The organism is Streptomyces sp. CB01635, from assembly GCF_002803065.1.
In the GTDB taxonomy this organism is placed as follows: domain Bacteria; phylum Actinomycetota; class Actinomycetes; order Streptomycetales; family Streptomycetaceae; genus Streptomyces.
Map to the genome: position 1 here is coordinate 147,801 of NZ_NNBL01000009.1, position 22,412 is coordinate 170,212.

Annotated in this window: 12 protein-coding genes and 5 pseudogenes; 8 read left to right on the forward strand and 9 right to left on the reverse strand. The window is 68.5% G+C overall.

Annotation, left to right across the window (positions count from 1 at the left end):
* Positions 1–73 precede the first annotated feature (73 nt).
* From CG723_RS23835 to CG723_RS46405, 3 genes are all read right to left on the reverse strand, one after another.
* Entirely contained in the window at positions 74–2,977 is a 2,904-nt protein-coding gene (locus CG723_RS23835) for a M56 family metallopeptidase (RefSeq protein WP_100595500.1), read from the reverse strand.
* A gap of 5 nt (positions 2,978–2,982) precedes the next feature.
* Entirely contained in the window at positions 2,983–3,492 is a 510-nt protein-coding gene (locus tag CG723_RS23840) for a hypothetical protein (protein ID WP_234374479.1), read from the reverse strand.
* 316 nt (positions 3,493–3,808) lie between these two features.
* Positions 3,809–4,165: a hypothetical protein gene (locus tag CG723_RS46405; RefSeq protein WP_199841866.1), complete on the reverse strand. Its 357-nt coding sequence runs from the start codon at positions 4,163–4,165 to the stop codon at positions 3,809–3,811.
* Between CG723_RS46405 and CG723_RS23845 the strand changes: the two genes are divergently transcribed.
* Positions 4,158–4,547 carry an integrase core domain-containing protein gene (locus tag CG723_RS23845; protein ID WP_199841867.1) on the forward strand — a complete coding sequence of 130 codons (390 nt, stop codon included), beginning with the start codon at positions 4,158–4,160 and terminating at the stop codon, positions 4,545–4,547. The genes CG723_RS46405 and CG723_RS23845 overlap by 8 nt on opposite strands.
* Before the next feature lie 299 nt (positions 4,548–4,846).
* Positions 4,847–5,299, forward strand: a complete 453-nt coding sequence (locus CG723_RS23855) for a VOC family protein (protein WP_100595502.1) — start codon at positions 4,847–4,849, stop codon at positions 5,297–5,299.
* 171 nt (positions 5,300–5,470) lie between these two features.
* Here the strand turns inward: CG723_RS23855 and CG723_RS46990 are convergent.
* A pseudogene (locus CG723_RS46990) lies at positions 5,471–6,087 on the reverse strand (integrase); the annotation flags it as partial.
* Between the two features lie 299 nt (positions 6,088–6,386).
* Here CG723_RS46990 and CG723_RS23870 point away from each other — a divergent pair.
* Positions 6,387–8,474: a SpoIIE family protein phosphatase gene (locus tag CG723_RS23870; protein WP_100595504.1), complete on the forward strand. Its 2,088-nt coding sequence runs from the start codon at positions 6,387–6,389 to the stop codon at positions 8,472–8,474.
* Positions 8,475–8,570: 96 nt separating this feature from the next.
* Here CG723_RS23870 and CG723_RS47800 read toward each other — a convergent pair.
* The 4 genes and pseudogenes from CG723_RS47800 to CG723_RS23895 form a co-directional block, all read right to left on the reverse strand.
* Positions 8,571–8,759 (reverse strand): annotated as a pseudogene (locus CG723_RS47800) (IS256 family transposase); the annotation flags it as partial.
* A 295-nt stretch (positions 8,760–9,054) separates the two neighbouring features.
* On the reverse strand, positions 9,055–9,669 hold the full coding sequence (locus CG723_RS23880; RefSeq protein ID WP_159032536.1) for a hypothetical protein: 615 nt from the start codon (positions 9,667–9,669) through the stop codon (positions 9,055–9,057).
* 762 nt (positions 9,670–10,431) lie between these two features.
* Positions 10,432–13,326, reverse strand: a complete 2,895-nt coding sequence (locus tag CG723_RS23890; RefSeq protein WP_100595506.1) for an FG-GAP-like repeat-containing protein — start codon at positions 13,324–13,326, stop codon at positions 10,432–10,434.
* Complete coding sequence (locus CG723_RS23895) at positions 13,323–15,893, reverse strand: S8 family serine peptidase (protein ID WP_100595507.1); 2,571 nt, start codon at positions 15,891–15,893, stop codon at positions 13,323–13,325. The genes CG723_RS23890 and CG723_RS23895 overlap by 4 nt, the downstream gene beginning before the upstream one ends.
* A gap of 240 nt (positions 15,894–16,133) precedes the next feature.
* Here CG723_RS23895 and CG723_RS23900 point away from each other — a divergent pair.
* Positions 16,134–16,289 (forward strand): annotated as a pseudogene (locus tag CG723_RS23900) (transposase family protein); the annotation flags it as partial.
* 9 nt (positions 16,290–16,298) lie between these two features.
* Positions 16,299–16,550: pseudogene (locus tag CG723_RS23905) on the forward strand (GH25 family lysozyme); the annotation flags it as partial.
* 103 nt (positions 16,551–16,653) lie between these two features.
* Here the strand turns inward: CG723_RS23905 and CG723_RS23910 are convergent.
* Entirely contained in the window at positions 16,654–19,398 is a 2,745-nt protein-coding gene (locus CG723_RS23910) for a M4 family metallopeptidase (protein WP_199841876.1), read from the reverse strand.
* Positions 19,399–19,648: 250 nt separating this feature from the next.
* Between CG723_RS23910 and CG723_RS23915 the strand changes: the two genes are divergently transcribed.
* From CG723_RS23915 to CG723_RS23925, 3 genes and pseudogenes are all read left to right on the forward strand, one after another.
* Positions 19,649–20,671 (forward strand): helix-turn-helix transcriptional regulator, encoded by a 1,023-nt coding sequence (locus CG723_RS23915; RefSeq protein WP_100595509.1) that lies wholly within the window; start codon positions 19,649–19,651, stop codon positions 20,669–20,671.
* A gap of 48 nt (positions 20,672–20,719) precedes the next feature.
* Positions 20,720–21,336: pseudogene (locus CG723_RS23920) on the forward strand (IS701 family transposase); the annotation flags it as partial.
* Positions 21,337–21,377: 41 nt separating this feature from the next.
* Positions 21,378–22,355, forward strand: a complete 978-nt coding sequence (locus CG723_RS23925; protein WP_100595510.1) for an L-threonylcarbamoyladenylate synthase — start codon at positions 21,378–21,380, stop codon at positions 22,353–22,355.
* Positions 22,356–22,412: the final 57 nt, after the last annotated feature.

Sequence of the window (22,412 nt, forward strand, 5' to 3'; positions counted from 1 at the left end):
GAGTCGGTACACCACCTGCATCTGCGCACCCTGGTGCGGCTGTGCCACCAGTTCGGTTCTCCGGTCTCGATGGTCACCTCGGCTCGAACACCGGCGGACGTCGCCAAGCTGAAGACCGTAGGGCTGACGTCGGGGCGGCCTCCCGGATCTCATCGAACCGGCGTCCCATCGCATCGATGAAGACTGCCGTTTCATGGAAGTTGTCCATGGACTTGTTGAATTCCTGCTCTTCGCCATGGTCGAAGCTGTGTGAGCAGGACTTTGCCGCTTTCTGCATGAGGGCGTTGTGTTTCTGCCACTGTGCGTCGGCCCGGGCGTCCGGGATCGGGAAGTACTTTCCGGCGTCCTTGGCGATCAGGCCGAATTGTCGGCAGATGGGGTCGAATTCGGATTCCTTGATAGTTCCTCCCGCGTCGGCGCCTTTGATGAACGCATCACCGAGAGCCTTATGGGCGTCACCGAAGCGGTTCAGGAGGTCTCCCCCGCCGAACTTCAGCCAGTACTCCAGTTGCGCTCTTCGGATCACTGGGGTGCTGGCCGAGGCGCGGGGTACCTGCGAATAGGCGTGGTTCCGCTTCTCCACCCCGTCGCCCGACGTTCCCTCCCGGCTGACCGCCGCGGAAGCCGTCACCGTGGCGGACACCGTGATGGCACATATCGCGGCAACGGCAGCCCGCCGGGCGTAGAGCCTTCGCCGGCTCTCAGGCTGCCGAACGGACGCCGAACGCCCCTGGTCGCTGCCTCGGAGCCGTTGAAAGGCCAGCACGGCTGTCCCGGCAATGGTCACTACGAGTGCGGTGGATATGAGAACAGGTGCCAGTAGTACCCGGGTGACCATCCATGCGGGATACGGCACCCAATGGCACTGGGAGGAGAGGGTACTGAGCGGCTGGATGCATCCGTCGACCGACATCAGGAGGTAGTACCCGGAAAGACCGGTCAGCGCGGTGATTTCGGCGGTCAGCAGGGTGCTGTAGAACGGGTAGCAACCCAGCCGGTTGGCGATGAGAGCACCGGTCGTCGCCGAAATGGCCACCAGTACGACGAGTACCCAAGCGCTCAGGCTCACCGAGTACAGGCCGCCGCGCTCTCCCGTTTCCGGCTGCCAGGTGTGCATGTATGCCTTGGCGACAGCAATTCCGCCCCAGCAGGCCAGGCCGCCCAGTATCGCGGCCAGCAGCACGGGCCGCAGCGGCGGCAGCGCCGGCCTCGAGTCGTCCGCCGTGCTCCCTCCCGAAGCTTGACCCTCTCGGCGGCCCTGGCCGGTCGTCCAGGCCAGCAGCGGCACCACACACAGCGCGCAGACAGCAGCCAGAACAATGGGCTGTTGAAATCCGGTGAACACTTCGAACCACACAGAAAGCGCAAACACCATGCCCTGGTGCTCAGCGATCGGCCCGGGAAAGGTCAGTTCCGTCTCCCGGCGGGACGCATCCATGTCGAACCATCCGCCGACCAGACCTGTCCCGAATGTCTGCCACCAGACAATCCACGCCGTCAGCAGCAGGCATCCCACCCCCATGACCAGCAGCATGGCCGGCCCTCTGACCTGCCGGGGCCATGCCCTGAGCCACAGCTGCGACGACTCCGTAATCCACCAGGCGAAAAGCACACCTGCGGCTACGACTGCGGCAAGAACTTCAGCATGGGGCGGCAACCAGCGTGTAGGCGACATCTGAGGCGTCACCACTGCACCGACCGCCATCCCCGCACCCAGCCACAATCCAGCACGCACGCCGGACAGCACGCGCCTTTCGGTGAGCACGGCATGAGCCACAGCACGCCACAGCGCAATCCCTGCAACCCCGGTGACCGCAGCGGCCCCCAGCAGAGGCACCAGATACGCACGCCATCCACTGCCGCCGCCCAGCACGGTCCCTGCCTGATTGGTGATCACCGGCGCGGCGATGCCGGTCAGGAGCATCAGCAGCGCCTGCACGCCGAACAGCATCGCGGGATCCTCGAGCGCGCCCCGTCGCAGGTCCCAGCGGGGATGGGTCCGCCACACCTCGGAAAAGCGCGCCCAGCCGCGCCTGAGCCGGCTTTCGGGCCCGGGCGGCACCGGGACCGCCCATCCGCGCGGGTCCGCGCCCCCGCTCACCGCTGCCAGGTCGGCGTACACCTCGCGCATCCGCAGTACGTCGGCGCGGGCCAGGTACACCAGCACGGTCAGGAACACGGGGAGGATGAACGCCCTCCCCACGGTCATCTGCTCGGCATGCCGGATCGGCGACTGGAACGACGTGGTGAGAGCGGCCACGCACCACACCAGGTACGGCAGCAGGACCAGGGCGAGGAATACCCGCCACAGGGCGACGGTGGCGTACGTCAACGTGACGTCACCATTGCGCACATGGGCGAACTCGTGCAGCAGCACCGCCCGGAAGCCCTCCGGGTCGCCGGTCCTGCGGGCCAGCAGGCCGGCGTGGAGACAGACGGTCGGACGCTGGTTACTTCCGTACACCGCCGCGCCGGCCGACAGCGCGGTGGGCGCGACGACGAACCGCGGTGTGCGGGCCAGCCCGGACTGGGCCGCAACTTCGTCCAACGTACTGCGGATGGCCCCCGTACGGTCGACGTCCTCCAGCGGAACGTGCCGGCCGCGCCACGCCTTCCAGGCCGGCAGGGCCCGGAACACCAGCGCGGACGCTGCGAGTACCAGGCCAGGCCACAGGAGGCCGAGCGGGTCCGGCGCCGGCTCGGGGGCGTACCGGGCCAGGCAGGTCTCGAGGGCGTCGGCGTGCAGAACGCCGCCGATGCTGCTGGCCATGTCGTCAATCCGGTTCAGGTCCACGCCGGCGGCGAGCATGCAGCCCATCGAGTTCGAGTCCGTCTCGCTGAGGCTGGAAAACGAGACGCTGATCATCATCGAGCCGCTGCTCACCAGAAGCAGGATCACCAGCAGCACGAAGCGCGGGGTAGTGCCGGCGCCGATCGCCCGCTCGTCGAACGGGCGCCGTAAGTCCGGCGTGCTCATCGCGGCTAGTCCTCGTCCGCGTCCGCGGGCCTGTTCTGCCCGCCCTGTGCTGCGAGCGTGAGCCTGACCACCACCGCGTCGGCGATCGTCTCCGCGCGCCGCTCGCTCAGCCCGCGCTCGGCAGCCACCTTGAGAACCATCTCGCGTACTTCACGGAGTTGTTCATGCCTCAAGACCGGGATCACCGCTGGTGTCGCCGGCCTGCGGAAGATCTTCCGGCCGACCGCTTTCACACCCCTGCTGGCGCCGATCACGGCCTGGCCTCCGAGCTGGCGCGCCGCTTCGTGCACCGCGAGCCACACCACAGGCGTGACCAGTACGGCCACCTCATCCAGCCCGAACCCAAGCGGATCCTGCTCACTGCGCCCGCGGCCCATCCGCCGGGCCACGATCTCCTCGTCCAGTGCCGCCAGCCCGTCCACCACGGGCAGCTCCTCCGCTGCGACCTCGGCCACCACGTCCCTGACCACCTCGCTGGCCCGCACCCCGCCAGACGTCATGTCCCCGCCCTCCATGCCACCGCCTGTGCCCCGACGTCCCAGAGTGTCCCCCGCAACATATCCGCGAACAGCCCGGCGCTGCAGGGGAATTGGATCGCAGACAGGCCGCGGCAGGTGTGGGACCGGTGTTGCAGGATCGCCGCCGAAGAGGGCGTCGTCCATCTGTCAGCCGAGGGCACGAAGGACATCAATAGCCCAGCATCGCCGAGTCGCAAGGCAGAGAGGCCCGTCCCGGCGAGGTTGACGACGCCACCACGTGCGGCTCGGATGGCGACCACCACGGCGGAGAGCTGGGAGTCGGGGCTGCTCAGAGTGAGCGAGGCCACGTAGCTCAACAACGCCCTTTACGAGCCCCACAGGCCATCGGCGCATCCACGGCGAACTCACCCGCCTCGGCAACAAGATGGCCACCTCCACGGTGTGGAACATCCTCAACCAGGCCGGCACCGACCCCGCCCCACGCCGTACCGGACCAACCTGGAGGCAGCCCCTCGCAGCCCAGGCCGAGCACATCGTCGCCGCCGACTTCCTGCACGTCGACACCATCAACCTCAAACGCATCTACACCCTGGTCATGCTCGAACACGGCAGACGCCGTGCACACCTGCTCGGCGTCACCGCCAACCCCCACCGGCCCATGGACCACCCAGGCCGCCCGCAACTTCCTCATGGACACCGGCATGAACATCACAGGCATCAAGTTCCTGATCCGCGACCGCGACGGCCAGTTCACCGACGCCTTCGACGCCGTCCTCGCCGACCTCGGCCTGCGCGTCCTCAAAAGCCCGCCCCAGGCCCCGAAAGCGAACACACACAGCGAAAGGTTCAACGGCACCCCCGCGCCGCGAGCTCCTCGACCGGACACTCATCCTCAACGAACGGCACTGCGCCCAACCCTCACCAGGCACCTGGAGCACTACAACGGGCACCGGCCACACCGCGCACTGAACCAGCTCTGTCCCTCGCAAGCTGAAGCCGGACCACCGCGCCCCATCGACCTCGCCGAGCACCGCGTCCACCGCGCAGCGGTCCTCGGCGGACTCATCAACGAGTACCAGACCTCCAGTTGACACCACTACGAACCCGCAGGACAGCGGCCGAATCCCATATTTGAGCCCCAGGGTCGCCCGCCTCGGCATACGTCGGCACGACCGCCTCGGTGGAGTGGTCCACGAGTACCGACATGCCGCCTGAGATGCACGGATGAGGCCTTCGGCAGGCGCAGAGTTCACCGGTGTCCCGCGCTACGAGCGTTACTGGAGCGTCGACGCCACAACACGGCTGGCTCCCCTCCCGGCCGTGTTCATGCGTGCACGGACATCTATCCACCACTATGAAAGGAAATATCTGATTTGCCTGGAGGCCTTGCATGCACGGTGACGGTTTTCCTGCCCCGGATTCCGGACTCCTCCTCACTCACTTTCTGACGGTGACCGACGTAGCCCGATCTCGCGCCTTCTACGCCGACGTTCTCGGCGGCGAGGTGGTGCTCGAGGAGAACCCCTGCACCATCAAGCTCGCCAATGGATGGATCATCATGAATCCGGGCGGCGGCCCCACCCCGGACAAGCCAGACGTCATCCTGCGCCCGCCCACCGACCCGAGCACGGTCAGCAGCTTCCTCAACCTCCGCGTCGCCGACATCGAGGCATGTCACCGAGAGTGGAGCGCGAAGGGCGCCGAGTTCCTCACGCCACCCATCGATCGCAAGGCGGAGCTGCGGTGCTACTTGCGCGATCCGGACGGCTATCTCATCGAAGTCGGGCAGGCCACCGGCATGCTGCAGGGCGTCTACGCCGACCCGCCCGCCGGCACAAGCTAGTGGCTCGTCACGCAGCCTTGGCCGGGTAATCAGTCCGTGATCGGATTGGTGAATCGGGGGCGAAGTGTGTCTTCGGTTTCGCGTGAGCGTTGCGCCAGCGGACGTAGGCGCCGATAGCAGCGTTCTGCTCCTCGTGGCTGCGGTGGTCGGTGCCGTTGAGCGCGAAGTAGCGTCTATCGCTAGGTTGCGGGCGGTCTGGGCGACCCAGGCCGCGGTGGGGTGGGCGGTGGTGCCGAGGATCCGGACGCGGCGGGTGACGTGTTCAATGACGGTGAGGATGTACTGGTGCCTGCCGGTCAGGGTGACGGTCTCGATGAAGTCGCAGGCCAGGAGGGCGTCGGCTTGGGAGTGCAGGAAGTCGGCCCAGGTGGTGGCGGCCCGGTCGGGCGCGGGGTCGATGCCCTCGGCCGTGAGGACTTCCCAGACCGTGGAGGCGGCGCCTTGGATGCCGAGGGTGACGAGTTCGCCGTGCACCCTGCGGTAGCCCCAGGCCGGGTTCTCTCGGACCAGACGGAGAATCAGCACGTGAATTGAGCGGACCGTGGGCGGCCGGCACGTGCGGGCATGGCGCCGCTTCATCAGATCGCGGTGCCAGCGCGCATGGTGTCGGGTCGTACCAGTAGCCGTAACCGGCGTAGGACCTGACGGGGCAGCGGCACTAGCAGAGCGGCAAGCAACGCCCGGTCCTCCGGTACGAGTCTCACCCGGTCCGTACCGAGCTGCCGCTCAAGGACGGTGAGCTGGTGGCGCAGAGCGAGAATCTCCGCGTCCTTGTCGCGGTCGCTCATCGGCAGCAATCGCAGCGCGCCGAACAGGTTGGTGACGATCAGATAGGCGAGGCGAGACGAAGCAACACGAGTGCTTATCCTGCCGCATCACCGAACAGCCTCCTGAGCTGTATGGACGACATATTCGGCAGGCGCACAGCTGGACGGGGCGGCCGGTGACAGCTCCGGAGGAGGGGAAGGACGCCTGGGCATGGTGGCGCCGAGGGCGGTCCGTTCGTAGTCTCCGTGCCGCGCCGGCCGAGTTGCCGCATGCGGCCGATGCGAGAAGGTGAGGAGGAAGTCTGCGAAGGGAGCTTGCGGTGACAAGCGGGGCCATCGACGACGCTGCGGTGCTGAGCGCACTGTTTGCCAGTTCACCCCAGGGTCTGTTCGTCTTCGACAACGAGCAGAAAGTCACTCGGTACAACCCTGCCGGGCGGGGAGTACGGAATCTGCCGGCCGCGGACATCATCGGACACTCCGTCGAGGAGTTCGCCCCTGGTTTCGAACCGGGTGAGCTGAGGGAGCTGATCGGCGAGGCCTTCGCGACGGGGGAGCCGCTGCGGGGTCGGTTGGTGCGGGGACGGTCGCCGTCGAACCCGCACCGGACCCTGGCGCTGGAAGTGTCCCTGTTCCCTTTGCCCGGCCCGGGCGACGCCGCGCCGGGGCTGGTGGGCGTGGTCGAGGACGTGACCGAGAGACAGGCCGCGGCAGACCGCCTCGCCGTTCTGAGTACGGTGCACGAGAGCGTCGGCTCCACGCTGGAGACGCGGGCCACGGCCGATGAACTGGTGAGGGCTCTGGTGCCCGCCTTCGCCGACGCGGCGAGCGTCGACCTGCTGGACGACGATCGGGACGGCCCCGAGAGGCAGGCTGGCCACGTGCCGGCGAGTGTTCCACTGCGCCGGGTGTCTTTCGCTCCGCCGGACGCCGAGAGGAGCAGGAAGACGGGCGACAGTCGGCCGTTCCCCTTCCCCACTCCGTACACGCAAGTCCTCAACGACACGTCTGCCCGTCTCGTCCCAGTGTCGCCGGACGCGCCGTGGCTGTCCGCCGACACGGACGGCTTTGCCTCTCTCCTGGAAGCGGGCGTGCACTCCATGATTGTCGCCCCGCTCACGGCTCGGGGCGCCGTCCTCGGGCTGCTGACCCTGTACCGGCACCGGACCGACCCCTTCGAGGAAGCGGACCTGGACGTGGCCCGGCAGGCGGCCTCCACCGCGGCCGTGCATCTGGACAACGCACGCAGCTACCACCGTGAACACACCGTGGCCACAGCACTGCACCGAAGGCTCCAGCCCGGTGTGATGCCCGACCTCTCAGCGGTGGAGACCGCCCATGTGTACATGCCCGAGAGCGCGGGCGGCGAATGGTTCGACGTCATCCCCCTCTCCGGCACGCGTGTCGCCCTCGTCGTCGGAGAGGTCGCCGGCCACGGCATCGAGGCGGCAGCGACGATGGGCCAGCTCCGGGTCTCACTGCGCACGCTCGCCCTGCAGGACCTGGAGACGGACGAGCTGCTGACCCACCTGGACGAAGTCGCCGCCCAACTCGCGCACACCTCCGCACCGACCCCGGACCCCCATGTGGCGACGTGCGCCATCAGCGTCTACGACCCCGTCTCCCGCCACTGCACCATGGTTCGCGCAGGACACCCCGCCCCCCTCGTCATCGACCCGGATGGGTCCCCTCTTACCGTGGACGTCCCCGAAAGTCCGCCTCTGGGAGCGGGCGGCGGGCGCGCCTTCACCTCAGTCGTGATCGAGCTGCCCCCGGGCAGTCTGCTCGCTCACTACACCGACGGGCTCCTGGCCGCCGACGGGCGCGACCGGGCGGCTGCCACACGCCGCCTCGAACAGGTCCTCGCCCCCACCACCAGGCCCCTGCAGGAACTGTGCGACAACGCCGTATACCGCATGGCGCCCTCACGCCATGACGACGCTGTCCTCCTGCTCGCGCGCACCCACGCCCTGCCGCAGGAACGCGTGGCGGAGTGGACCTTGCCCGCCGACGCTTCCGTCGTGGGCACGGCACGCCGGCTCGTCGGCCGACAGCTCGCCGCCTGGAACCTCGACGAAGCGGCCTTCTCCACCGAACTCGTCGTCAGCGAACTCGTCACCAACGCCATCCGCTACGGCACAGGGCCGATCCGCCTGCGGCTCATTCACGACCAGGACCATCTGCTGTCCGAGGTCACGGACGCCAACAACACCAGCCCTCACCTGCGCCACGCACGGGAGAGCGACGAGGGCGGCCGCGGACTGTACATCGTCATGCGGCTCAGCTCTCGCTGGGGCGTCCGGCACAGCCGCCAGGACAAGACCATCTGGTCCGACCAGCAACTCCACGGGGAGCCATCGGACCCGTCGGTCATGCTCGGCGCGTTCGACATCACCGCGGAACTGTGAGTCAGCCGCCGGTACGGCGGCGCAGGAACGGAAGGTGGACAGGACGAGCAGTGCGCAGTGCCGTCACGGCGACCACCCATCGCGCGCCCTCGGCCGCACGGTCTTGGAGCGGGTTCCGTTACGGGAGTTGCCGCCGTTCCTGCCGGGCGGATCGCGCCGGTCATAGCCGAGGTGCTCGGTGACCTCGCCCGCTGGAGCCCAGTCCAGAAGTCGCTTCGTACGTCGCTGAAGCAGAGCTCCCTCGCCCGTCAGCTGCAGCACTTCGGCCTGAGCGCGGCGGTACACCGACTACTCAAACAGCTGGTCATCCACCCTCTTCGCGGCTGCGGGCAGCCACCTCCGAGCTCTCTTCCCCCGTCGACTTGTTACTGGACATCAGTGCACCCTCCCTGATCGGGAGTTACACCGTTCCTCTTAAAGCTCCGTGGGTCGACGGCAGACGGGATGGGAGCTGGGGCAGTGGCGGGCGAGGGACCGAGTGTGCGTGGGACAGACTCTTCTGACGGACGTCGCAAGGGCCTTGATGTTCTGTTAGACGGTGGCGTCTGACCTGGGAGAATGCCCAGCTCGTCGCAGTTGTTCAGGCGAAGGGGTTGCCGTGCCCGGGAAGCTGCCCGCCCGGCGGCAGGTACCGCAGCCGGCCCCTCTCGTCGGTCACCGGCGTGAACCCCGCGGCCGCCAGCCGGGCGGCGTACTTGGCCTTGTAGCGCCGACCGGCGACGTTCAAGACGGGTATGAGGCACATCAGCAGGACCCAGACGATGCCAGCGACGACGAAAGAGGTGGTGTCCGCTCCGAGCGAGGCGACGACACCCACGACCATCACGGTGATACCGAGACTCGCGATGATCAACCGTTGCTTGTCGGAGTACTCGCTGGTGAGGTCGAACGTGATGCGGGCCTTGAGGAGCTGGAACGCGTCGGGCACGAAGGGCGGCAGCGCGCCCCCGTCAACGGCGTCGGGATATTGCGCCCAGTTCTGCGCGGCCCGCGCACGGGCCTGCGGGCCGGGGTCGGCCACGAGAGACATCACATACCCGTTGCCCCGCCGTACGTCGACGTACTGGTACCCGAACTGCTCGGCTACAACGCCGAGTCCGGCGATCTTGTCTATGGACGACATGCCGCTGGTGACCTGAACTGGCTCCCCGGTCGCCATCTCGCGCAGCATCTTGCGCACATCCTGATCACTCACGGGCCCCCCTGTCACTGACAACGTTGGCAGGCTTCCACACCAGCGCGACACACGGGACACGGACGGCATAGCTTGATGCGATCTTGACCGTCGCCCGAGGTCCGGCCCCCTTCCAGCGACCCAGTGCGGACGCCGGTCGGTGGCCGGAAACGGGAGGCCGTCGGTAGGGATGGCGGCCAGGCGCTGCAAGCGCGGTGCATGTGGCCGCAGGAACGGCCGTTCTCGGGACAGGTCCGCGGGGCGTTCGGGAGGCAGTTCCACTCTTGCAGGTGCCACCCCACCGCGGACCAGCATCGCGCGCTCGGAGGCAATTTCGCGCAAGGACCGGTCGTCCACTCGAGCTCTTTCAGCTTGCCCACCGATGGGGGGACGGAGCCTTTTCCAACCTGACGGTGTTGACCGCGAGTTGGACAGTCCTGCTCAAGGACGAAGCTTCTGGTAAACGGGTTCTCGACGAAGATCACCCGTGTCCACCAGGAGCTTCGCGTGCTTGTTTACCCGTCCTCGATCGGCCTGTCCACCCGCACTGTGTGATTCCTGACGGGACACTGACTGTCAGGCGGCAGGAGATCGGGACGCGGTAGCGGCGGCTCTCCGCCGTCATCGAGGGCACGCTGATCCGGCTCGGTGTCGACCAACGGCCCGGCCAGGAACCACGGCTCCGGCTTGGGACCGGTCGGCTCACCCGAGCGGAAGTGGCGAGGCCCAGCAAGCGAGAACCCCCTGGGCGAGGCCCAAGGGGTTCCATGAGGACGGATCGGGTCAGGACAGCTTGAACGTCGACATCTGGTGGATGCCGTCGTCCAGGGAGAGGACCCCGCCGCCCAGTTGCTCCGCCATCCGGTTGATGCCGAAGTGATCGAACTGGAGCGAGATCATCTCGTCGGTGCCGTCGCCGTCGAGGTCGGCGGCGAGGTAGTTGCGGCCGCCCAGGAGCGAGGCGCTGCCGATGCTGGACTGGAAGACGCCGCCGTTGGTCAGCTGCGACACGTCGTACGCGGCCAGCCCGCCCTCGACTCCGCCGGCGAAGAGGCGCCGTCCGCCGGGTCCGTTGATGAATCCGCCCGTACGCAGCGGCGCGAGCACCGAGGCGTACGTGTCCTCCTTGCCGTCGCCGGGGTAGCCCTTCAGCGTGCCGAAGCTGAGCTGGTACAGCACGTTGCTCTGGTCGTCCGTGAAGTAGCCGCCGTGCGACCACGGGCTGCCGTTGAGGGTCTGACGGATCAGCTCGCCGGTGCGCCCGTCCCGGATCTCGGTCACGACGCGCGGCGAGGCGGTGGCGAGGTCACCGGCGGTCGTCGGATCGGCCTTGACGATCCAGGAGTAGACGACCGCGTGACCATCCGCGTACGGGATCTTCGGCGAGGCGAAGATCCCGTTGACCAGGACCGCGCCGTGCAGCTTGCCGTCGGCCGCCTGGCTCGGAGCCTTCGGGTCGGCGGTCCACTTCACGGTGCCCTTGCCGTCGAGGGCGACACCGTTGACCGAGGCGTCGGAGATGCCGAGCGCGTTCGGGCTGGAGTACTGCGTGTACACCTGCCCGCCGGAGACCACTGTGTCGGAGAAGACCACGTCACCCGCGCTCGCCGGTGCGGAGTACGACCACAGCTGACGGCCGCTCGCGCTGTACACGCGCAGGGCGTCGGTCGGGACGAGGATCTCGGCCTTGCCGTCGCCGTTCACGTCGGCGACGGTCACCGAGCGTACGTAGGCGCCCTTGCCGTCGATCGTCGTCAGGACCTTGCCGGTCCTCCCGTCGAGGACGGCGGTGGCGTTGTCCGCGGCCACGACGACATCGGTTCTGCCGTCGCCGTTCACGTCACCGGTCGCCATGTTGTGCACCTCGCCGGGGACGGTGGCCTGCCACAGCTTCTTCGGCTCGCCGTTGACCAGCGACGTACCGGAGTACGCCCACACGCCGTGCGAGGAGCCGCCGACGACGACGTCCTTCTTGCCGTCGCCGTCGAAGTCGGCGGCCCGGCCGTAGCTGAGGTCGCCCTGCAGCGGCGTCAGGCGCTTCGGGCTGCCGCTGCCCAGCTTGTACTCGCGGATGTTCTGCTGCTGGTCGACGGTGCGGACGTAGTCGCCACCACTGGCGGAGTACAGCTGCTGGTACATCGGCGAGGACTCGAGGCCGTGCCGGCGCCACTTGACCTGGCCGCCGCCGGTGAACGCGGTCAGTGAGCCGTAGCGCAGACCGCCGATGTTGAGCGAGTTGCTCATGTCCTGGTCGTCCTGCGCGGCGGCGGAGAGCGCACCGCCCTTGGCGACGAGGCTCCAGGTGCTGGCGCCGTCGCGGGTGTTGTCGGCGGAGCGCTTCGTGGTGTACGTCCACTTGACCGTCGCGCCGTCCGAGCCGTCCAGGACCCGGATCGTGCTGGAGGTGATGGAGAAGTACGAGTTGTACGTCGACTCGCTGACCGAGATCTCCGCGCCGCCGCCCTTGGCCGCGTCACCGACGGTCAGAGCGGTGGGCAGGACGTTGACACGGGTGTCGAGGGTGGTGCGCTTGCCGTCGGCCAGGTCGTACGCGGCGAGCTCGTACTGCACCGCGTCGGAGGTGTCCGCCTGCTCCAGGGCGACGACCCGCTTGCGGGAGGCGTCGAGGCGGAGCTGGCGGCCGTACAGCGCGCTGTCCGTCTCCCACTTGACCGAGCCGTCGGCCGTGTCCAGGACGAGGGTGCGGCCGCGCGAGGCGTTCGTGTCGGTCTTGCGCAGGTCCCAGACCGCGCCGACCTTGCCGTCGCCGAGGGACTCCAGGCCGCCCCAGGTCGCCGGGTCCGCCGTCTTGGTGTCGTACGTCCACGTCGACGACGGGGTCAGCTTCCCGTCGGCGGAGGAGAAGCGGATGCCGGTGAGGGTGGCCGTCTCGGTTGCGGGCGCGCTCCAGTTCAGGCGCGGCGAGTTGGCGATGAGCAGTGTGCCGTCGACGACCTTGATGTTGGTGGCGTACGAGTACAGCTTCGACCACACCGTCTTGCCGGTCCTGCCGTCGAGGACCGTCACGAAGGTGCCGGCTTTCAGCGACGATCCGGGTGAGGTGAACGCCCGGGCGTCGTCGATGCCGACGGACGCCGAGAACACGATGTCCTTCGTGCCGTCACCGGTCAGATCCGCGGTGTCGAACCCCTGGTCCGAGTAGGGCGCGAACGGGGCGACCGCGTTGTAGCCCATCACGATGCGCGCCGGGTAGGGCTCGGTTCGCCAGACCTGCAGGGGCTTGACCTGCCAGTCCGTGTAGTACGAGGCGTTGGTGCGCGCCCAGGCGGTGGAGCCGTCGGCCTTGTGCAGCTGGACGTTGCCCAGGCTGTGCACGGTGAAGTAGCTGCCGTCGGAGCCGGCCGGGACGGTCGCGGCGACACCGCGCGCGCCTTCCAGCGTGGACTTGTTGGTGAAGGTGACCCGGGTGGAAGGGTCCGTGGTGGCCTGCGTGGACGCGTCCGCCGAGTCGTCTTCCTTGGCCGCGTACTCGTTGTCGTCCCCGTACACGTCGACGTTGACGTGGTCGGCGAGGGTCTTGGCCTCGGCGCTGGTCAGCGTCATCGCCTCGGTCGAGGCATCGGAGGCCAGCGCGTGCGGCGCCGCCGTCAGCGTCAGGCCCGCCGCGACCAGGGCGGAGGCGAGCGTCAGGGCCCGCCGGGAGGTGGTGGTTCTCATGACTTGGCTCCCTGCGCGATGCGGATCGCCGAACCGGCCTTCAGGACGGCCTGGTCGTACGAGTACTGGAGGGCGTCGGTACCGGCCTGGTTCTCGATGCCTGCAGTGGCCGAGGAACCGTTGCCCGGGACGGCCTTGTACTGGAACGTGATCGCGCCGGTGGACTCGTCGAAGACGGCCTCGAAGGTGGCGCGGTTGCTGCTGCCGTCGGCGAACAGGACGTTGTTCCAGACGACCGCGAACTTACGGCTGCCGGTCTTGCCGGTGGTGGCCGTCTGCACGCTGGACTTCTTGTCGAGGGTCAGGTCGTCCCAGAACGGGGCGACGATGCCGTTCGGCTGGGTCTCGGTCGGCAGGGCCTCGTTGGCGTAGTCGCCGATGCGCGGCGAGAGGAAGTTGATCAGGCCGTTGGTGGTGACCGCGGCGCTGGAGTACTTCACGCCGTAGAAGGAGACCGGGAAGGGCAGCGAGACCGTCTTGGCGTCCTCGTCACCGCTCAGGGGGACCTTGGTGGAGCCGGAGATCCAGGAGTACGTGGCCGGGGCGCAGGAGTTGCCCGAGTTGTCGGCGCGGTTCGGGAGCTGGACGGTGCGGGTCTCGTCGCCGTCGACCTTCAGCTCAGCCGTGTACGTGCCGTTGCACAGGAGGGGATCGGCGGGCGTCACGGACAGCGTGTACGTACCCTCGGCGACCTTCGGCAGCGTGAACGAGCCGTTGGAGCCGGAGGTGACGGAGTCGACCGGGGTGCCGGGCACCTCGACGGTCGCCTTGGCCAGCGGCTTGCCCGTGACGTCGAGGACGGTGCCGGTGACGGCGTGCTGCGCGAGGGTGGTGAGCGCGATGTCCTGGGTCAGCGGATTGTCGGCGGTCAGCTCGACGCCGGAGATCGTCTTGGCTGCGTAGCCGTACTCGTTGACCGTGAAGTCGTACGTGCCCGGGACCAGCGCCACCCTGTACGTGCCCTGGGGCCCCGTGGTCACCTGGTGATCGCCGTCGGCGCCGGTGGCCTTGACGGTGATGTCGGAGAGGGCCGCGCCCGTGTCCTTTTCGGTGATCTTGCCGGTGACGTAGACGGCGTTGCGCGGGGCCTTGGCGACGGAGGCGAGGATGTCGAGCTTGCCCTCGCCCCAGACGTTGTTCATGCCGGCGGTGCCGCCGCAGTGCGTGTCATCCACGTCGCGGGCACCCTCGTTGAGGAGCCTGCGCGTCTCGTCGATGTTGCTGATCAGCGACGGGGCGGCCGACCACAGCAGAGCCACCGCGCCGGCGACGTGCGGGGTCGCCATCGACGTACCGTCGATGGTGTTGTACGAGCCACCCGTCCACGCCGAGGTGATGTCGACGCCCGGCGCCGAGATGTTCGGCTTGGCTGAGCCGTCCACCGGGGAGGGGCCGAAGCCGGAGAAGTCGGCGATCGTGGCGCTGGAGTCGTACGCGCCGACGCCGTATGACGTGTCCTGCGCACCGGGCGCGCGGGTGGTGGAGCAGGTCGTGCCGTTGCCGTCGTTGCCGGCGGCGAACGCCTCGAAGATGCCCGCGGCGTTCCACGCCTCGACGATGTCCTTGTAGAACGTCGTGACGCCGCCGCCCCACGAGTTGTTGACGATGTTCGGGGCGAGGTCCGGGCGCGGGTTCTGACCGTTGTGGTCGGTCGGCGCGAGGATCCACTGGCCGGCGGCGAGCGTGTCGGCGTCGACGCACTCGCCTCTCGATCCCGCGCAGGCCTTGGCGGCCATCCACTTCGCGTTCGGCGCGACACCGATGCCGTTCTTGCCGACCATCGTGCCCATGGTGTGGGTGCCGTGGCCGTTGTCGTCGCACGGCGTGCTGCTGGTGGCGCAGGTGCCGGTCGCGTCGTAGAAGTTGTAGTCGTTCGTGAACGTGCCGTCGCCGTTGTTGCCACGGTAGTTGGCGACGAGGTCCGGGTGGTCGTACTCCACACCGGAGTCGACGCTGGCGATGACGATGCCCTCGCCGCGGTCCTTGTACTGGTCCCAGACCTGGTCGGCCTTGATGTCGGAGATGCCCCAGTCAGGGGTGGTGTCGCTGACGGCGTCGCCTGCGGCGGTCGTTCGCGAGCCGGTGACCTTGGCGTCGGACGTCTCGATGTCGTCGAGCTTGTACGTCTGCGCCTTGACGATCTCCTTGACGTCCGAACGCTTCGCGAGCTGCTCGACGAGGTTCTTGTCGCCGGTGACCTGGACGGCGTTGGCGATCCAGTAGCCCTTGTGCCCGACCTTCTCCTTGTCGAGGAAGGAGGTGAGCGACTTCTGACTGTCCTCGGCGGTCGTCTTCAGCGCCCTGTACGCGGCCGTGGCGGCCTTCGCGTGCGTGCGCTGCTTCTTGGCGGTCGTCAGGTCGGCCTGGTCCTTGAGGACGACGTAGAACTTCGCGTCGCCCCCCTTGGCGACGGCGCTGCTCAGCGCCGAGTCGACCTTCGCAGTGTCCGACGCGGACGGGGTGTCGGCGGCGACGGCCGGCATGACGCCTGTCACCAGTGCGGTCGCGGTGAACGCGGCCGCCGCCCATGTGGCGGATCTGCGCCGGGGCAGTCGGGGCAAGTGCATCGGGGGTGCTCCTCCATGAACAGTTCGAGGAGTTCGCACGCTAGAAACCTGCCGTTACTGCGGCATTACTGACCCTCGTAGCCGGGGCCCAGGGGGCTCATGGCCACGGACGTCACGCTGTATTCCGATGGGACGAGAGCGCGGATGCGACGGGCTTGAAGGACACCGGTCGCACAGCATGCGTCCGGGAGATGGCGGTGAACACCCAAGGCTCGGCTCAAGCGTTGGAAGCGCCGTCACAACACTGCCCACGCCAAGATCCGCTGCGTCGGCGAGCAGGCCATGGCCACCGTCAAGGGCTGGCGCCTGCTCCGGAAACTCCGCTGCAGCACCAACCGCATCACCGACATCGTGAAGGCCGTTCTCGTCCTTCACGACGCGTCAGAACGAGGATGAAAACGGCTCAAGGTTTGCACCGGCCGCGACGCCGTGATCTACACGGCGACGAGCTGGTGGACCGAGTGCACCGGCAACTCCAGCGCCTTCGGGGCGACCAACCCGCTCTGGATCGCCCGCTACAACACCGACCCGGGCGCGCTCCCGGCCGGCTGGGGCTTCTACACGATGTGGCAGTACACGTCGTCCGGCCCGACGGTCGGCGACCACAGCAAGTTCAACGGCGCCTACGACCGACTGCAGGCGCTGGCCAACGGCTGAGCGGCTCAGCCGCTCAGCGGTTGAACAACTGAGCGGCACCTGCGAGAGGCGGCCGGGCTCTCCCCTCCGAGAGCCCGGCCGCCTTCGTGTTCAGCGCGTCAGATCAGCACTTGCCGGCCGGCCTGTCGCGCTTGACGAGGTTCGTGTAGCCGGTGGTGCCGTCCAGCCACAGGACCCGCTGGCCGGTGTCGGCGGACGGGTAGACCTGGTCACCGCGGTTGCAGGAGACACGCTGCGCGCCGCCCTTGCCGTCCGGCGCGACCTGGTACAGCTTCGGCAGCGTCTCGTTGGCCCACCAGGTGGCCGGCGGCAACGTCAGGACGGTGACCGCGTCGTCGGAGGCCGTCAGCTGGTAGGCGTACAGCGAACCCGCACCGGACTCCGGGGTGACGGTGGTGCGGTTCGTGCCGTCGGCGTCGGCGCGCATCACGGCGGCCTGACCGGTGTCGGTGATGTCGTTGTCCTCGACCCAGAAGACACCGTCGTCGGTGAAGGCGGTCTGGCCGATGCCGTAGACGGCGCTCTTGTCGATCGGCATCAGCTGACGCTTGCCGGTGGCGGTGTCGTAGACCTCGACGCCGAGCTTGTAGCCGTCGGACTCGGCCCACAGCTTCGCGTAGGCGATCTTGCCGTCGTGGACGGAGGGCAGCGTCGTCGCCATGACGGGGTTGGTGCTCATCTCCATGGTCGCGCCCGTCTTGATGTTGACGTAGCGGACCTGGGGGAGGCCGGTCTTCGGGTTGACGTAGCCGTAGGCGAGGACGTCACCCTTGATGGTGACGGATGTGACGTCGGTGCCGATCCCGTCGACGACCTTGTCGACGCCGCCGCCGACCGGGCGCACGTGGATCTTCACCGCGTCGTAGGCGTACTCGGCCCACGCGACGTTCTTGCCGTCGGTGCTCGCGTAGACGTTGTAGTTGCCGTTGTTGGGGCTCACCAGCTGCGGCTGGCCCTTGCCGGAGGTGTTGCCCACCCACACCGCGTACGGCTCGCTGCCGTCCTCGTTGGAGCGCGAGACCGCGTACTTGCCGCCGCCCGCACCGACGCCGGTGCCCGCGACGTTGTCCTTGGCGATGAGCGTGTCGGTGTCGACGCCGAGCGCCGTCTCCCAGCCGGGGACGATGCCGTGCGCGTCGAAGGAGCTCTTGACCTTCTTCAACTGGGCCTTGGTGACGCCCAGCTCCTGCGCGGCGGCGATGACCGCGGCGCGGCCCTCGGTGAAGCCGTCCAGCGGGGTCATGTACGCGGTCAGCGCACGGTAGACGATCTTGTCGGCGAGATCGCCGCCGAGGTCCTGGCGCATGTCCCACAGGGCGCCGGAGAAGATCGTGGAGTTGAGGTGCACACCGCCGTTGTCACCGCGGTAGGTGGTACCGATGAAGTCCTTGGAAGTGGTGTGGCCGTCGTTGAGGTCGCGCAGGGCGCACTCGCGCGGGCTCTGGGTGGTGCACAGGTCCTCGCCGAGCAGACCCGAGTCCGGGTCGTCCATCGACTGGCCGTTGGCCTCCAGGTCGATGGCGTTGCCGAAGTAGTCGGAGATCGCCTCGTTCATCGCGCCGGACTGGCCCGCGTAGACCAGACCCGCGCTGTGCTCGGTGACGCCGTGCGTCATCTCGTGGCCGACGACGTCGGTGTCGGCCGAGAAGGTGCGGAAGTCGCCGCCGCCCTTGCCGTACACCATCTTGCTGCCGTCCCAGAAGGCGTTGTTGTACGGCTGGCCGTTGGCGGTGACGCCGACCAGCGAATACATGAACCCGTCCTTGTCGTCGAGCCCCTTACGGCCGAAGTGGTCCTTGTAGTACGCGTACACCTTGTTGGCGGCCCAATGGGCGTCCACCGCGCCGGAGTCGGTGAAGTCCGCGCTGAGGTCCGGGGTGCCCGACTTGAAGATCGCGGCGCCGCTGGGCCAGACGCCCGACGCGGCCGAGACGTCGACGCCGCGGGCGTCCCAGGTCTGCAGCAGGGGGCCGGAGAACGGGGTGGCGGCGTCCCGGAACCCGTAGTCGTACATCTGGTAGGTGCCGTCGGCGCCCTTGTACAGGTTCAGGTCGGCCTTCTGGCCGTTGTAGCGGGTGCCGGAGCCCTTGACGACGAATGGCGGAGCCGCCGTCGGGGTGGCGTCGTCCGGGAGCGTCGCGGCTCCGTCCGCGGCGCCGGAGGCGCCGGCGGTCGAGCCGAACGTCTGGATACCGCTGTACTGCATGACCGGGAAGCCGGAGTGGGCGTCTACGTACACCTCCTGCTTGACGGCCGTGCCGTCCGCCGGATTGGTGCCCGTGACGGTGATGTGCCGGGTGAGCACCCCGGTGCCCTGCGGCAGGACGGTGACGCCGACGGCCTTGCCGGTGAGTTCGACCTTCGCGCTCTTGTCACCCTTGGCCGGCGCGTGCAGCGGGGCGCCGCCGAGCTGCGAGGTGACGGCGCCGATCGCGCGCTCGACCGCGACGTCCTCGGAGACCTTCGGGGTGACCGTGTCCAGCTTCAGCTGGGTGAAGTACTTGCCGGAGGTGCCGGTGACGGTGCGCTTGCCGTCCTTTTTCGTCATGCGGACGACGTACTCGCCGCCGAGGACGGACACGCCCTTGTACTTCTGCTGCAGGCGCACCGTCTCCAGGCCGCCCTTGGCGTCCTCGGTGGAGACCGCCTTGAGGTCGCCCTTGGCGTCGGCGATGTGGTAGCGGCCCTTCTTGCCCGCGAGGTGCTCACGGGCGGCGTCGGCGGCGCTCGCGCTCGCGTCGGCCGACTCGTTCAGACCGGTGACGAGCGAGGGGGTGTCGGTGTCGTCGCCCGGGCTCACGGACGACGCGGCGGCCGGGGTGTCGGTGTCCGCGTGGGCGGCCGGCATCGCGGTCACCAAGAGGCCCGCGGCCGCCAGCAGCGCGGCTACACCCTGGCCGACGGCTATGCCTCTGACCCTGTCTGTCGTTCTGCGTGCTGAAGTCCGCACGGTGCTCCTCCAGTGTCACTGGTACGTGAACGGATGTCGGATGCGGACATGCAAATACCGGTGACGGTGTCTGAACAATGCGTTCCGGCTGTCTACTTGTGTACGTGCACACTTGTGTGGACCACTCTGACCGGTCAAGATCACCGGCGTGGGGTGGGACGGTCCGGACAACGACGCACAGTGGCAGGCCCTCGGGCTCGGAGCCGACGAACTCCGGGTGTACGAGGCCCTGCTGAACGTTCCCGCGCCTGCCTCACGGTCGGCCCTGGCCCGGGCCGTCGGCCTGTCGGTGCGCCGGGCCACCGCCGCTCTGAACCGGCTCGCCGAGCGCGGCTTCACCCAGCCCGTCCGGGACGGCGGGCTGCCGAGCGCCGTCCCGCCCGCCACCGCACTGCGCAGCCTGATCCACCTCCACCAGGCGCAACTGCTGCACAGGTCGGCCGAGCTGGAGGAGCTGACGGGTTCCGTGGACCGGCTGGCGGCCGGGCTCCTGAACACCGCGCACGCGACCCGTGCGATCGGCATCGAGACGATCCGCGGCCGGGCGGCCATCGCCGAGCGTGTCGCCGCGCTGCTGGTGTCCGCGACCGAGGACGTGGCGCTCCTGGACCGACCGCCCTACGCGGCGAGCGAGCCGGACGGCATGCCCGCCCCGCTGGACGTGACCGATCCGGTGCGGCGCGGGGCGCGGGTGCGGGTGGTGGTGGACCGGGAAGGGCTGAGTTTCCACGGCCGCGCCCGGGGCCTGGTCGACCTGTCCGCGCAGGGTGTGCAGATCCGGGTGGGCACACAGCTGCCCACGAAGCTGATCACCGTCGACCGGCGGGTGACACTGCTCCCGCCGACCGACGCGGCGGATCCGACGGCGACCGCCCTGGTGGTGAGCGACTCCCTGCTCAGCCACGCCCTGGTGCCGCTCTTCGACGCGGTGTGGGAGCGCGCCGTGCCCATCGGGTCGGTCACGGACGAGGAGATCACCGAGGAGGACCGGGAGTTGCTGACGCTGCTCACGTCCGGCCTCAAGGACGAGGCGATCGCCCGCCGCCTGGACGTCCATGTGCACACGGTGCGCCGGCGCATCACCCGGCTGATGGCGGTGCTGAACGCGGAGACCAGGTTCCAGGCGGGGGTGCAGGCGGCACTGCGCGGCTGGCTGACGATCAACCAGTAGTGCTTCGTTACGTCGGGTGATCTCGCCTGGTGTTGGCATCTTCCTGGGATGAGGTCGGGGGAAGTGGAACGGCTCCGGGGTGAGTTATCGGACTGCGTTGCCGATGTGTTCGGGTCGTTGCCGCGGCGGGATCAGCGGCGGTGGGGCGAGTGTTATCTGCGGGGCCTGATGCTGGATGGCCGGCGCAAGCCGATCCAGCCGATGGCCGAGCGGTTAGCCGACGGAACATGCAGGCTCTGCACCAGTTCGTGAACCAGTCGCCTTGGGACTCTGGGCCGGTGCGGCGGCGGATCGCCCAGCGGCTGTGCGAGGCGATCACGTCTGAGGTGTGGGTGATCGACGACGTGTCGTTTCCCAAGTGCGGATCCGGGTCGGTCGGGGTCGCCCGCCAGTACTGCGAAGCGGTCGGGAAACGGGCGAACTGCCAGGGCGCAGTCAGCGTCCACGCTGCCACCGACACAGCATCGTGCCCTTTGAACTGGCAGTTGTATCTGCCCCGGGAGTGGACGGACCACCCGGCCTGCTGCCGGAAAGCCGGAGTCCCAAACGGCACGGGCCATCAGGAGAAGTGGCGTCTGGCACTCGGGCTGCTCGATGTGCTCGTCGAGTGGGAGCTGAAGGCGCCGGTGGTGGTTGCTGGAACCGTGGTTGGCATTGAGATTGATCACGACCGTCGCCGGTCCCTTGTGCTCCTAGGATTGCGAGGGTGACAGCAAGCATCAGTGACATCGAGAAGGCGGCCGGTGTGCTGCGCGCCGGCGGCCTGGTGGCTCTCCCGACCGAAACCGTCTACGGTCTGGGCGCCAACGCCGAGGACCCCGCCGCCGTCGCGCGCATCTTCCAGGTCAAAGGACGTCCGCCCACCCACCCGCTGATCGTCCATATCAGCGCCGCGGAGCAGTTGGACGACTGGGTCCAAGAGGTGCCTGCGACGGCGCGCCTGCTGGCCGAACACTTCTGGCCGGGACCACTCACGCTGGTCCTGCGGCGCGGTCCCCGCGTGCCCCTCGAAGCGACCGGCGGCCTGGAGACGGTGGCCGTGCGCGTGCCCGACCACCCCGTCGCGCTCGCGCTCCTGTCGGCCTTCGGCGGCGGGGTCACTGCCCCGTCCGCAAACCGCTTCGGCTCGGTCAGCCCCACGACGGTGGACCACGTCCGTGCCGAACTCGGCGATGAAGTCGACTTCGTGCTGGACGGCGGCCCCTGCGAGGTCGGCGTCGAGTCGACCATCGTCGACGCCACGGGCGATGCCCCGAGCATCCTTCGCCCGGGCGGGGTGACGCGCGAGGACCTCGAAGCAGTGCTGGGGTGCCCGCTCGCGGTCCACTCGACGAGCCGCGTTCGGGTGCCGGGCCAGCATCCGTCGCACTACGCGCCGCGTGCGCGAGTCGTCCTCGTCGAGCCGGAGAACGTCGTCTCCGAAGCGGAACTGGCGCAGGAGCGGGGGCATCAGGTGGGCGTCTTGCTGCCCGCCTCCTTCGCCGCCGCTCCGGTAAAGGTGCACACCGTGGTGGCGGCCCCCGGTTCGCTGGCCGCCTATGCGCGCGGGCTGTACGGGTTCCTGCGCGAGCTCGATCAGCAGGGGTGCGACCTCATCATCGCGTCCTTGCCGGTGGAGGAGGGGCTGGGACTGGCGATCGCCAACCGGCTCCGCCGCGCCGCGGGGCCCCGGCCCACCGTGTGACCAGCACCGACGCTGTGCCTAACCCGTGCCGCCGAAGCCCCACAGAACGGACGCAAC

Excerpts from the sequence above, each read along its gene's own strand:
- CG723_RS23835 (WP_100595500.1), bottom strand. The coding sequence starts at position 2,977 with ATGAGCACGCCGGACTTACGGCGCCCGTTCGACGAGCGGGCGATCGGC.
- CG723_RS23840 (WP_234374479.1), bottom strand. The coding sequence starts at position 3,492 with ATGGAGGGCGGGGACATGACGTCTGGCGGGGTGCGGGCCAGCGAGGTG.
- CG723_RS23845 (WP_199841867.1), top strand. The coding sequence starts at position 4,158 with ATGAACATCACAGGCATCAAGTTCCTGATCCGCGACCGCGACGGCCAG.
- CG723_RS46405 (WP_199841866.1), bottom strand. The coding sequence starts at position 4,165 with ATGTTCATGCCGGTGTCCATGAGGAAGTTGCGGGCGGCCTGGGTGGTC.
- CG723_RS23855 (WP_100595502.1), top strand. The coding sequence starts at position 4,847 with ATGCACGGTGACGGTTTTCCTGCCCCGGATTCCGGACTCCTCCTCACT.
- CG723_RS23890 (WP_100595506.1), bottom strand. The coding sequence starts at position 13,326 with ATGAGAACCACCACCTCCCGGCGGGCCCTGACGCTCGCCTCCGCCCTG.
- CG723_RS23895 (WP_100595507.1), bottom strand. The coding sequence starts at position 15,893 with ATGCACTTGCCCCGACTGCCCCGGCGCAGATCCGCCACATGGGCGGCG.
- CG723_RS23910 (WP_199841876.1), bottom strand. The coding sequence starts at position 19,398 with ATGCCGGCCGCCCACGCGGACACCGACACCCCGGCCGCCGCGTCGTCC.